The organism is Burkholderia sp. MBR-1, from assembly GCF_013822785.1.
Taxonomy (GTDB): domain Bacteria; phylum Pseudomonadota; class Gammaproteobacteria; order Burkholderiales; family Burkholderiaceae; genus Burkholderia; species Burkholderia vietnamiensis.
This window is the reverse complement of sequence record NZ_CP053610.1, coordinates 592,430-605,452: the sequence shown is the minus strand read 5'-3', so window position 1 is coordinate 605,452 and position 13,023 is coordinate 592,430. Positions and strand designations below refer to the sequence as shown.

The 13,023-nt window shown below is 69.5% G+C and carries 7 protein-coding genes; 1 reads left to right on the top strand and 6 read right to left on the bottom strand.

Annotated elements, in window-relative coordinates; all coding sequences use genetic code 11:
• Positions 1 to 7 precede the first annotated feature (7 nt).
• From gsiC to MBR110_RS17520, 6 genes are all read right to left on the bottom strand, one after another.
• The gene (gene gsiC, locus MBR110_RS17545; RefSeq protein WP_011882007.1) at positions 8 to 928 is read right to left on the bottom strand and encodes a glutathione ABC transporter permease GsiC; all 921 of its coding nucleotides are present in this window, start codon (positions 926 to 928) and stop codon (positions 8 to 10) included.
• Between the two features lie 76 nt (positions 929 to 1,004).
• Positions 1,005 to 2,567 carry a glutathione ABC transporter substrate-binding protein GsiB gene (gene gsiB / locus MBR110_RS17540; protein WP_011882006.1) on the bottom strand — a complete coding sequence of 521 codons (1,563 nt, stop codon included), beginning with the start codon at positions 2,565 to 2,567 and terminating at the stop codon, positions 1,005 to 1,007.
• Positions 2,568 to 2,732: 165 nt separating this feature from the next.
• Positions 2,733 to 4,697: a dipeptide ABC transporter ATP-binding protein gene (locus MBR110_RS17535; RefSeq protein WP_059622786.1), complete on the bottom strand. Its 1,965-nt coding sequence runs from the start codon at positions 4,695 to 4,697 to the stop codon at positions 2,733 to 2,735.
• A 28-nt stretch (positions 4,698 to 4,725) separates the two neighbouring features.
• Positions 4,726 to 5,712, bottom strand: a complete 987-nt coding sequence (locus MBR110_RS17530) for an isoaspartyl peptidase/L-asparaginase family protein (protein ID WP_175994240.1) — start codon at positions 5,710 to 5,712, stop codon at positions 4,726 to 4,728.
• Complete coding sequence (locus MBR110_RS17525) at positions 5,709 to 6,653, bottom strand: MurR/RpiR family transcriptional regulator (RefSeq protein ID WP_011882003.1); 945 nt, start codon at positions 6,651 to 6,653, stop codon at positions 5,709 to 5,711. The genes MBR110_RS17530 and MBR110_RS17525 overlap by 4 nt, the downstream gene beginning before the upstream one ends.
• A 456-nt stretch (positions 6,654 to 7,109) precedes the next feature.
• Positions 7,110 to 12,038: an autotransporter-associated beta strand repeat-containing protein gene (locus MBR110_RS17520; protein ID WP_181709445.1), complete on the bottom strand. Its 4,929-nt coding sequence runs from the start codon at positions 12,036 to 12,038 to the stop codon at positions 7,110 to 7,112.
• 668 nt (positions 12,039 to 12,706) lie between these two features.
• Here MBR110_RS17520 and MBR110_RS17515 point away from each other — a divergent pair.
• Positions 12,707 to 13,018 carry a hypothetical protein gene (locus MBR110_RS17515; RefSeq protein ID WP_034193879.1) on the top strand — a complete coding sequence of 104 codons (312 nt, stop codon included), beginning with the start codon at positions 12,707 to 12,709 and terminating at the stop codon, positions 13,016 to 13,018.
• Positions 13,019 to 13,023 lie beyond the last annotated feature (5 nt).

Genomic DNA, 13,023 nt, shown 5'->3' with positions numbered 1-13,023 from the left:
GCGCGCCTCACTTGAACCGGATGGTCGGATTGATGACCGCGTACAGCACGTCGACGGTCAGATTGATCAGGATGAACTCGAGCGAGAACAGCAGCACGATGGCCTGGATCACCGGGTAGTCGCGCATCGTCACCGCATCGACCAGCAGGCGCCCGAGCCCCGGCCAGTTGAACACGGCCTCGACGACGATCGAGCCGCCGAGCAGGAAGCCGAACTGCAGCCCCATCATCGTGACGACCGGGATCATCGCGTTGCGCAGGCAGTGCTTGAGCACCACCATCGGCTCGTGCACGCCCTTCGCGCGCGCGGTGCGCACGAAGTCCTCGTTGAGCACCTCGACGAACGACGCGCGCGTGAAGCGCGCCATCACGGCCGCGACCGCCGCGCCGAGCGTCAGCGACGGCAGCACGTAGCTCTTCCACGTGCCGTCCGGCACGACCGGCAGCCAGCCGAGCTTCACCGAGAAGATCTCCATCAGCAGCATCCCGAGCGCGAACGCCGGAAACGAGATGCCCGACACCGCGATCGTCATCCCGAGACGATCGGGCCAGCGGTTGCGCCACACGGCGGACGCGATCCCGATCGCCATGCCGAACGCGGTCGCCCACACCATGCTGACGAGCGTCAGCAGCAGCGTCGGCATGAAGCGCTCGCCGATCTCGGTCGACACCGGCCGCTTGCTGCGCGTCGACGTGCCGAAATCGCCGTGCGCGATCTTCACGAAGAAGTTCGCGAACTGCGCGGGCAGCGGCCGGTCGAGCCCGAGATCGGCGCGCACCAGCGCGACCGTCGCGTCGTCGGCTTCGGGGCCGGCCGCGAGCCGCGCGGGGTCGCCCGGCAGCAGGTGCACGAACAGAAACACCAGCACCGCGACGAGCGCGAGCGTGGGCAGCAGGCCGAACAGGCGTTTGACGAGAAAATTCAGCATGGGGCACCGATCGAATCAGCGCGCGGGCAGCGCGGGCAACGTGCGCCACCCGCGCCGCGCGGCAGGCGAAGCGCCGTCATTTCACCGAGATTTCGTCGAAGTTGAACGAGCCGTCCGGCATCACGTAGATGCCGTGCAGCCGCTTGCTGCGCGCGTACACGATCTTCTCCTGCACGAGGAAGATCCACGGCGCATCGGCCCACACCTGCTTCTGCGCGTCGGCGTACAGCGTGGCTTTCTTCGCGTTGTCGGTCGTCTCGAGCGCCTTCGAGAGATCGTCGTCGACCGCCGCGTTCTTGTAGTACGCGGTGTTGTAGAGCTTCGGCGGCGCGGAGGTGGACGCGAGCAGCGGCGACAGCGCCCAGTTCGCCTCGCCGGTCGACGCCGACCAGCCGCTGTAGTACATCCGCACCGGCGCCGTCGCCGGGTCCTGCGCGCTCTCGACCTTCGCGACCCGCTCGCCGGCCTCGAGCGCCTGCACCTGCACCTTCACGCCGACCTGCGCCAACTGCTGCTGGACGAACTGGATCAGCTTCTGCGCGGTCGAGTGGTTGTACGCGGACCACAGCGTCGACTCGAAGCCGTTCGGATAGCCGGCCTCCTTCAGCAGCGCGCGCGCCTTGGCCGGATCGTACGGCCACGGCCCGAGCTTGGTCGCGTATTCGACGCCGACCGGCGCGACGCCCGTCTGCGGCGTCGCATAGCCGGCGAACACGACCTTCGCGAGCGCTTCCTTGTTGACCGCGTAGTTCAGCGCTTCGCGCACCTTCGGATTGTCGAACGGCTTCTTCTGCGTGTTCAGCGAGATGTAGCGCTGGATGATGGACGGACGCTCGATCAGGTCGACCTTCGGGTTGTTCTTCAGGTCGGCGGCCTGCTCGAACGGGATCGTGAACGCGAAGTCGGCCTCGCCGGTCTTGAGCAGCGCCGCGCGCGTGTTGTTGTCGACCACCGGCTTCCAGTCGATCGAGTCGATCTTCGGATAGCCCTTCTTCCAGTAGCCGGCGAACTTCTTCACCTTCATGTCGTCGGTCTGCTTCCACTCGACGAACTCGAACGGCCCGGTGCCGACCGGATGCAGCGACACGTCGCGCCCCCACTTCTTCAGCGCGGCCGGCGAGATCATCACCGCCGACGGGTGCGCGAGCGTGTTGATGAACGCGGAGAACGGCTCGCGCAGCGTGAAGCGCACGGTCAGCGGATCGACCACCTCGGTCTTCTCGATCACGCGGAACAGCCCGTAGCGCTTCAGCTTGTTGGCCGGGTCGGTCACGCGGTCGAAGTTCGCCTTGACCGCGGCCGCGTTGAAGTCGGTGCCGTCGTGGAACTTCACGCCCGAGCGCAGCTTGACGGTGTAGGTCTTCGCATCGGGGCTCGCCTCATAGCCGGTCGCGAGCACGTTGACGAGCTTCATGTCCTTGTCGAAACCGAACAGCCCTTCGTAGAACGACTTGACGACCGCTTGCGACACGGTGTCGTTCGCGTCGTAGGGGTCCATCGTCGTGAACGTCGAGTACACCGCGACCACCACGTTCTGCTGCGCGAAGGCCGGCACGGCGGCCGTCAGCGCGAACGCGCCGGCGAGCGCGACGAAGGATGCGCGCGGACGAAACATCGGAAACGGATGCGGCTGGTTCATGTTGCTGGGCTCCTTTACGTTCCTCTACGTGGATCGACGACGCCCAACGGGCGTTTCGGTTTCGACTTCCTGCTGCGTGACGCGCATCGGATGCGCTGCCGGGGCGACCCCGAACCGTGGGCCCGCGGGCACTCGATTCAAATCCGGTTCGACGGGACATCCCGGCTAATACGCGCCGCCGACGCGATGCGCCGCGACGTAATGATCGGGGCCGACCGCGACGAGCGGCGCGACGACGGGCTCGTCGCCGATCGCGCGGATCGGGCTCGGCATCTCGTCGGCGGCCAGCTGGCGCGGCGCATGCCGGCGCGCGGGATCGGCCACCGGCACCGCGTTCATCAGCTTCCTGGTGTACGGATGTTGCGGCGCCTCGAACACCGCGCGGCGCGGGCCGATCTCGACGATCTGGCCGAGGTACATCACCGCGACGCGATGGCTGATGCGCTCGACGACGGCCATGTCGTGCGAGATGAACAGGTAGGCGACGCCGAGTTCGCGTTGCAGGTCGAGCATCAGGTTCACGATCTGCGCCTGCACCGACACGTCGAGCGCGGACACCGATTCGTCGGCGATCACGACCTTCGGGTTCAGCGCGAGCGCGCGTGCGATCGCGATCCGCTGACGCTGGCCGCCCGAGAATTCGTGCGGATAGCGACGGGCGGCGTCGGGCGGCAGGCCGACCTTGTCGAGCAGCCAGTCGACGCGCGCCTGCGCGTCGCGGCCGCTCGACACGCGGTGCACCAGCAGCGGCTCCATGATCGAGAAGCCGACCGTGAGCCGCGGATTGAGCGAGGCGAACGGGTCCTGGAAGATGAACTGGATGTTCCGGCGCAGCGCCTGCAGGTCATGGCCCCTCAGCGCGCTGATGTCGCGGCCGTCGAATTCGATCGAGCCGCTCTGCGATTCGACGAGGCGCAACAGCGAACGGCCGGTGGTCGACTTGCCGCAGCCCGATTCGCCGACGAGCGCGAGCGTCTCGCCCGCGTGCAGATCGAAGCTCACGCGCTCGACCGCATGCACGTACTGCGATACGCGGCCGAACACGCCGCTCTTCACCGGAAACCGCGTGACGAGATCGCGCACGCGCAGGATCGGCGACGCGGCGCGATCGATCGAGGCGTGTGCGCTAAGGTCGGTGGCGGGTTGGGGGGCGTCGACGGGGTTTAGTGCGTTGGGCGTAGTGGCTACATTGGCCGTTGCGGCCGCATCCTCCGCCGACACGGTCGCGCGCGTCCCATCCACGCTCAACAACGGGAATTTCTCCGGCGTATCGGTGCCCTGCATCGAGCCGAGCCGCGGCACGGCCGCGAGCAGCGCACGCGTGTAGCGATGCGCGGGCGTCGCGAAAATGCGCTCCGACGCGCCCTCCTCGACCTTCTCGCCGCGATACATCACGAGCACGCGATCGGCCACTTCGGCGACCACGCCCATGTCGTGCGTGATGAAGATCACGCCCATCTTCATTTCGTCCTGCAGCCCGCGGATCAATTGCAGGATCTGCGCCTGAATCGTCACGTCGAGCGCGGTGGTCGGCTCGTCGGCGATCAGCAGCGCGGGCCGGCACGACAGCGCCATCGCGATCATCACGCGCTGGCGCATCCCGCCGGACAACTGGTGCGGATAGCGCGCGAACACGCGGCGCGCCTCGGGAATCCGCACGAGATCGAGCAGGCGCAGCGTCTCCGCGCGCGCTTCCGACGCGCCCTTCGACTGGTGCAGCGCAATCGCCTCGCTGATCTGGTCGCCGACGGTAAACACCGGGTTCAGCGAGGTCATCGGCTCCTGGAAGATCATCGCGATGTCCGCGCCGCGGATGCCGCGCATGGCCGCCGCGCTCGCCGCAGCCAGATCGACGAGCGCGCCGCCGCGACGCCGCAACACCATCCGGCCGCTCGTGATCTCGCCGCCGCCGTGCTCGACGAGCCGCATCAGCGCGAGCGACGTGACCGATTTGCCGGAGCCCGATTCACCGACGATCGCGAGCGTCTCGCCGCGATCGACGTGAAACGACACGTCGCGCACGGCGTCGAATGTCGCGTTCTCCCGGCGGAACGTCACCGACAGGCCGTCGACGGCGACCACGCGCTGCTCCGGCAGCACCAGCGCGGACGGGGTTCGGCTCGAAGTCATCGCGAAGGTCTCCTGGTTCGATCGGCAATCACGCCGCGTCGTCGCGGTAGATGCCGACCACGGGCGCCGCGCAGACACGCGCGTAGCCGCGATACATGCCTTCCGTGTTGAACGGCATCGCGACGTTGCCGTGCGCATCGACGGCGATGATCCCGCCGCGGCCGGCCAGGCGCGGCAGCTTGTTCATCACGACGTCGTGCGCGGCGTCGGCGAGCGATGCGCCGCGATACGCGATCTGCGCGGCCACGTCGTGCGCGGTCGCGAGCCGGATGAACATCTCGCCGGTGCCGGTCGCGGACACCGCGCAGGTCGCATCGTCCGCGTAGCAGCCGGCGCCGATGATCGGCGAGTCGCCGACGCGGCCGGGCTGCTTGTTCGTGATGCCGCCCGTCGACGTCGCCGCCGCGACATGGCCGTGCACGTCGCACGCGACCGCACCGACCGTGCCGTGCTTGCGGTCGGGGTCGAGCGGTTCAGGCGGCTGGCCGGCGCCGAATGAGAAAGTCGCCGCGTCGTGGTCGAGCATCGCGCCGGCCGCCGCGCGCGCCCGCAGCCATTGCGCATGACGCGCTTCGGTGTCGAAGTAGCCGGGTTCGACGAGTTCGAGCCCCTGCGCGGCCGCGAATGCATCGGCGCCCGCGCCGGCGAACAGCACGTGCTCGCTCGCTTCCATCACGCGCCGCGCGGCCAGCACCGGATTGCGCACGCGGGTCGCGCAGCAGATCGCGCCGGCCGCGAGCGTCGCGCCGTCCATCACGGCGGCGTCGAGTTCGTGCTTGCCTTCGGCCGTATAGACGGCGCCGCGCCCCGCGTTGAACAACGGGCAGTCTTCGAGCATCCGCACCGCGACGGTCACCGCGTCGAGCGCGCTGCCGCCGCTGGCGAGCACGCGTTGCGCGGCTTGCAGGATCGCGTCGAGCTCGGCGCGGTAACGGCGTTCGGTATCGCTGTCCATCGCGTCGCGCAGGATGGTGCCTGCGCCGCCGTGAATCGCGACGATCGCGCGTGAAGTCATGTCTTGTTCCGATCGGTGGAAGATGGGCTCGGCGCGGACGGCGCGGCTTGCGGCTGGAGCAGCCACGGCAACAGGAATTCGGTCATCTCGGCCGCGGACTTCGCCGAGCGATGCGTGCGCAGCGCGACCGCGTCGATCAGCGCTTCGATCATCGTCAACACGGCCGCTTCCGAGGTGGCCGCGAAGCGCCGCTCGGCCTTCACGTAGAGATTCAGCGAGGCGACCGGGGCCAACGGCGAGCCAGGGCCGTCGGAAATGCCGAGCACGCGTGCGCCGCGCGCGGCCGCGCGGCGTGCGAGCTCGACCGTGTCCTTCACGTAGCGCGGCAACGCGAGCGCGATCACCAGATCGCGCGAATCGGCCGTGTACAGACGCCGCGCCGCATGCGTAGGGCCGCCGAGCAGCGCGAGCGACTGCACGTTGTCATGACACACCGACAGGCCGTGCTCCATCAGTCCGGCCAGGAATGCGCTGGAGCCGGCGCCCAGAATCAGCACGCGCCGCGCGCCGACGATCGCCTCGACCGCCGCCTCGACGTCGGCCGCATCCAGTTGCGTGCGCGTGTTCTCGATGTTGGCGACGGCCTGATCGAACACCGCGTCGATCCACGCCGCGCCGCGCACGCCCTGCTCCTGTTCCTGCGCGGAGCGCAGCCGCTCGACCGGGCCGAGCGTCGCCTCGAAGCCGCGCACGAGCGCCGCGCGCATCGCCGGATAGCCGTCGAAGCCGAGCGCCCTCGCGAAGCGGTTCGCGGTCGCGATGGACGCGTTCACCGCTTGCGCGAGTTCGTCGATGCGCATCGTCGCTGCGCGAAACGGATTCGCGAGCACGTATTCGCCCATCCGGCGGTGGATCGGCGTCATCCTCGGCATGGCCGACGCGATGCGCTCCGCGATCGCGGACTCGTCGTGATTTGCTTCGGGCGGAACGAGTGGCGTCATGAATGCTGACTGGAAGGTGGATGAAAATCAATTTACACAATCCACCGGGAGGAAAAAAATAAATTTTCAGCGGCGGTGTCACGTGCTCGTCGCGTTTAGTACGACGGACTGGTTTTGCGGCGGAGGGTGGGCGGCGGCGCGCCAGCGTGCGCGCGGGCGGAGAGCGTTCGGCCGGTGCAGAGAGGGAGTGGGATCGAACCGCTCGCCCTCGGGAAAACCCCGAGCAAGTCGGTTCGCGTGCGGATGTGGGAGGAGCGGAGTTGGCTGTGGTGTTGGCTTCGATATCGGTGCGGTTGGCGGCTTTGGCTTTGGCTTTGGCTTCGGCTTCGGGGGGGCATCGGCAGCGTCAACTTGAAACCACCGCCGCTCGACAACGTCCGCCCGTCGCGTGACAGCAGTTCGTCGATTGCCGTCACGCGAGCAGCCGGCCCCGTCCGCTCCCCCTGGACAACGACATCAGAACCGGTGATTCACCCGCACATACGCGGACTGCGCCGACACATGACTCGTGTCGATCGTCGCATCGAACCCGAGCGATACGGTGGTCGTCTTCGCGGCCTGCAGCGTGACGCTGGCGCCCGTGGTCAGGAACGAACGCGGCAGGTCGGTGCCCGGCACGGCGAACACGGTGCCGTCCTGGCTCTGCACCTGCACGACGCGGCTGCCGCGCAGCACCTCGTGCGCATAGCCGACGCGAAGCTGCACGTCGAGCGACCGCATGGCATCGCCGAACGCCTTGTCGAGCGACACGCCCACATAAGGCTGAAGGCTGCGCGCGTTGTCGGGGCCGACGTTCAGGTTCTGGCCGTTCGCGCCGCTCTCGCCGAAGCCGCTGCCGCGCACGTACGCATACCGCAGCCCGACGTGCGGCGTGAAGCGGAAACCGCCCGCCTCCATCGGCAGGCTCGCCTGCGTCGCCGCGGTGAACTCGTGGCCGAGATGGTCGCCTTCGGCCGTACCCGCGCTGCCGAACGGCCGCTTCTGCGACAGGAAATCGAGCCCGTAGCCGAGCGTGGCCGACAGGTTGACGGCACCGACCGGCTGCGCGCCGTACAGCGCGACGCGCAGCGTGTCGATGGTGCCCGATGCACCGGTCGTGTCTTCGCCGAGCGTGGTGTGCGTGTAGCCGCCGGCCCCACCGACCGTGGCGCCGCCGAGCCGTCCCTGCGCGCCAGCCAGGAATCCGTACGCGTGCGTCAGGAAGCCCGGCGCGCCGCCCGTGCCGCCCACCTTGGTGCTCGAACCGCTGGCGACGGCCCATACGTTGCGGGAGCCCGCCGGGTCGTCCTGTGGGCCGGCGAGACGGCCGAGCAGCGTCGAGCTGGCGTCCTGCGCCTGCAGCAATGCGGTCGTGCCGAGCGCCGTGTAGATCGACGTCTTGGTCGGCGCGATGACCGTCGGGCCGGTCGGCGTGCCAGGGCCGCCCGGCTCCGCGAGCAGCAGGTCGACCGCGTTCGCGCCGTAGTCCACCGACGGCTGCAACGCGCCGAGATTCGCGCCGGCCGTGGTCGCGCCGATGTTCGCGAAACGGCCGGTCACGCCGTTGGCCGCGCTGAGCACCGTGTAGCGGCGCGCGGTATAGGTGCCGGGATCGAACAGGACGGCCAACGAACCGCCGAGCGTCGCCGCGCCGCCTACGCGCAGCTGCGACGCTTCGGTGGGGCTGACCTCGATCGACAGCGTGCCGCTCGCCGCCTGCGCATAGTTGCCGCCGACGGACAGCGTTCCGATCGAGCCGCCCGGCGCCACGACGCCACTGCTGCTGACGTCGCCCGCTACCGTGCCGTGGCCGCGCAACGTGCCGAGTGCATTCACCACGACATTGCCGCCCAGCACCGCACCGGCATTCGCCGCGTCGCCGACGGCCACCGTGCCGCCCGCCACCGTCGTCGTCCCGGAGAACGCGGTGCTGACGCCGTTCAGCGTCAGCGTGCCCGCGCCTTGTTTGACGAGGCCGCCGGTGCCGACGAGGCTGCCGCCGAAGGTCTGCGACGAGTCGTCGGACAGCGTGAGCGCGCTGCCGCCGAGCACCACGCGACTGCCCGTCACGCCGGACAGATGCGCGACCGTCTGGCTGCCGGCCGCGGACAGGTCGAGCGCGGCCGTCGAGCCGGCGAGCGTGACCGACGTGGACGACGCGAGCTGGCCGGCGCCGGACAACGCGAGCGTGCCCGCGTCGACCATCGTCGCCCCGGTGTAGGTGTTCACGCCGGACAGCGTTTGCGTACCGCCCGCGACCGTCAGCCCGCCCGTGCCGTTGACGGTCCCGCCGAACGTGCCGGCCGCATTGGCGAGCGTCAGCGTGCGAGCGCCGAGCGAAACGGTACCCGTGCCGGTGAGCGCATTGATCGTGGCGCCGAAGGTCGTCGCCGAAATATCGAACGTACCGTTGTTGACGACGCCGCTGGACGCCACAAGGCTACCCGACCCGGTCAACGCCAGCGTGCCGACATTGATCGACGTCGCACCGGTGTAGCCGTTGGCACCCGATAGCGTCTGCGTGCCGCCCGCGATCGTCAGTCCGCCGCTGCCGTTGATGGTTCCACCGAACGTGCCGGCCGCGTTCGCGAGCGTCAGCGTGCGGCTGCCGAGCGCAACGGCGCCCGTACCGGTAAGCGCATTGATCGCGGCCCCGGAGGTGGTGCCGGAGATGTCGAACGTACCGTCGTTGACGATCCCGCTCGATGCCGCGAGGCTGCCCGAACCGGTCAACGCCAGCGTGCCGGCATTGATCGAGGTTGCACCGGTGTAGCCATTGGCACCCGACAAGGTCTGCGTGCCGCCCGTGACCGTCAACCCGCCCGTGCCGTTGATGGCGCCGCCGAACGTGCCGGCCGCATTGGCGAGCGTCAGCGTCCGGCCGCCGAGCGCGACCGTACCCGTGCCGGTGAGCGCATTGATCGCGGCCCCGGAGGTCGTCGTCGAAATATCGAACGTACCGTTGTTGACGATGCCGCTGGACGCGGCAAGGCTGCCCGAGCCGGTCAACGCCAGCGTGCCGGCATTGATCGACGTTGCACCGGTGTAGCCGTTGGCGCCCGACAGCGTCTGCGTACCGCCCGCGACCGTCAGCCCGCCGCTGCCGTTGATGGCGCCGCCGAACGCGCCGACCGCATTCGTGAGCGTCAGCGTGCGAGCGCCGAGCGCAACGGCGCCCGTGCCGGTGAGTGCATTGATCGCGGCGCCGGAGGTCGTCGCCGAAATATCGAACGTGCCGTTGTTGACGACGCCGCCGGACACAGCGACGCTGCCCGATCCGCTCAACGCCAGCGTGCCGGCATTGATCGAGGTTGCACCGGTGTAGACGTTGGTACCCGACAGCGTCTGCGTCCCGCCCGCAATCGTCAGCCCGCCGCTGCCGCCGATGGTGCCGCCGAACGTGCCGGCCGCATTGGCCAGCGTCAGTGTCTGGCCACCGAGCGCGACCGTGCCTGAGCCGGTGAGCGCATTGATCGTGGCGCCGGAAGTCGTCGCCGAGATGTCGAAGGTGCCGTCGTTGACGATCCCGCTCGATGCCGCAACGCTGCCCGCCCCGCTCAACGCCAGCGTGCCGGCGTTGATCGACGTTGCACCGGCGTAGCCATTGGCGCCTGACAGCGTCTGCGTGCCGCCCGCAACCGTCAGCCCGCCCGTGCCGCCGATGGTTCCGCCGAACGTCCCGGCCGCGTTGGCCAGCGTCAGCGTCTGGCCGCCGAGCGCGACCGTGCCCGAGCCGGTGAGCGCATTGATCGCGGCGCCGGCGGTCGTCGCCGAAATATCGAACGTGCCGTTGTTGACGACGCCGCTGGACCCCGCAATGCTGCCCGCGCCGATCAGCGCGAGCGTGCCGGCGTTGATGTTGGTGCTGCCCGCATAGCCTGCGGCGCCGGAGATCGCGAGCGTGCCGCTGCCCGCCTGTACGATGCTGCCCGTGCCGCTGATGGTGCCGCCATACGCGACCGTGTCGCTGCGGTTGAACGCCAACGTGCCGTTGTTGACGATGTCGCCGGCGACGGAGCCGGTGGTCCCTCCATTGCCGATCTGCAACGTGCCGGCGTTGATCGTGGTGCCGCCGGTATAGGTGTTCTCGCCCGTGAGCGTGATCGTTCGGCTCCCGCTCACGGCCATGCCGCCGGCCCCGGATACCACGCCCGACACCACGAGGTTGGTCGTGGTCGAATCGAAGGTCACGCGGGATGCCGCATCGCCGAGCGTGATCTGGTTGGACAGCGTGAGCCCCGCGGAGCCCGCGGTGATCTTGGTCGCCGCCCCCGCCGACACCTCGATGTCACCGACGATGTTGGACCCGGTGACCAACTGCAGCGTGTTGTTCGTGCCGTTGAACTGGATCGCTGCGGCCCGCGTCACGCCGTCGGCGTACAAGCCGCCCGCGATCGTGCCGCCGTTGACGATGACACTGGTGCCGTTCACGATGATGCCGGCTCCCGCGGCCCCGCCATTGCCGGCGCCGCCGGTGATCGTGCCGACGTTGGTCAGCACGGTGAACCCGCTCGCCAGGTTGACGCCCGCGCCGCTGGCGCCGGCCGTGCTCGCGCCCCCGCCGCCGGCCCCGCCCACGCCGCCGACGATGGTGCCGATGTTGGTCACCTGCGAGCCGCTGCCGAGCGTGAGCAACCCGTCGCCACCGCCGCCGCCGCCGCCGGCGAAGCCACCGCCGCCGCCGTTGCCGCCGTTCCCGCCGATCAGCGTGCCCTGGTTCGACACGTCGGCCGCGGGCGTCACCATGACCAACGCCGCGCCGCCGCCGCCACCACCGCCGCCGTTCGACACCGGTCCCGACGTGCCGGCCCCGCCATTGCCGCCGGTGCCGCCCTGCACCGTCACGCCGCTGTTGACCGTCACGCTGGTGCCGGTCGAATACACACCCGCGCCGCCACCACCGCCACCGCCGGCGAAGTTGAAGCCGTCGAACGCCTGACCTGCGCCGCCCTGCACGTTCGCGTTGATTACCACATCGCCGGCGAGCGCCGCGGCAGGGGCTCCGCCCGGGCCGCCCTGGCCGCTGTCGTTCATCGCGCCGGTGCCGCCTGTCCCGCCCGACGTGGCGCCGCCCGGAATCTGGACCGTGTTGGGGCCGCTCAGCGTAGATGCACCGCCGCCGCCGCCGTTACCGCTGCCCCCGTTGCCGCTGCGGTCAGGGGTGCCGCTGCCGCCCGCGGCGCTGCAATTAGCGATGGTGCTGGGCGCACATGTGACGGCCCAGGCCGGGACGGCCGCGCCGGCCAGACCCAGCGACACGCCAATGGAAACGATGGAAGCGCAGCGGCGCGCGGGTGTGGCGCCATGGCTGGCGTCGACCCCGCCGTGGGATGCTTTGGTGTGCTCGGATACCACTTGCGGAGCGCGCAAGCTGCGGCTCCAGACCAGCCGATAAACGCGGTTCATGTCGGTCCCCTCGGTGCGTAGACGCATGGGCCGGGCGTTGGTCCAGGAGACGCTGGACCGACGGCGCGACGGACCCGTTCTAGTTGAATTTCTTCTGTTGCGCGCCGGTCCGCGGATACTGATTTTTCTGGCCCATCGGTCGGGCGCACGCGCGCGCAATATAACATCTGCGCGCCGATTATTGCCTGGTGGTTACGAAAAACGCGCCGCTTCGCGGAGGCACGTCGTTTGCTCCCGTGCGGCGGCGAGCGAGCCGCTTTCGCGCGTTGTCGGGCGTGCAAATCGATGGTCGCGGCAACGATGCACGGCGGGCGCTGCGCAGCGCCTGCGGCGCGCCCGTCACACGGCCCTTCCCGCCCGCGGCGATCACTTACAATTCGTCCGGTTCGATCGTCGCTGCAGGTTCCGTTCTTGCAGCCCTCACACCGCGACACACGCGCCGTGTCTCGTTGCGCCTACAACTGAATACCAGCCATGCCGGATTTCCGTCTTTTGCCTCGCACGACATTCGCGGCCGTCGCGTCATCGCAGGCGTCGCGTGCCGCCGACGGCCCGCCGGCGCGCGTCTCTGCCGCGCCGTGCGCCCGAACACGCGATGGAAGCCGCACGAACGCGCATGCCGTCGCGATCGCGCCGCGCCGGCGCGCGCCGGCCGACGGAGCAACGCGATGAGCGGGCTCCTGAACGACAGCACCGGCGACATCGTCGCGCTCGCGACGCTCGCGGTGCTTTACCTCGGCGGCGTCGGGCTCGCGCTGTGGCGAATTCGCGCGGCCGCGCCGCGCGGCAAGCTCTACTGGATCGTCTGTATCGCGCTGCTGGCCGGCGGCGCCGTGGCGATCACGCAAAACCTGTCGCCGGAGCACGACCACGGGGAAATGCCGCCCGGTTTCGCGCTCGGCGTCGAAGCGGTGCTGCTCGGGCTCGCACTCGTTGCCGCCGGTTGCGCTTGGGTGATGTTGCGGGGGCGTCGCGGTTGATATCT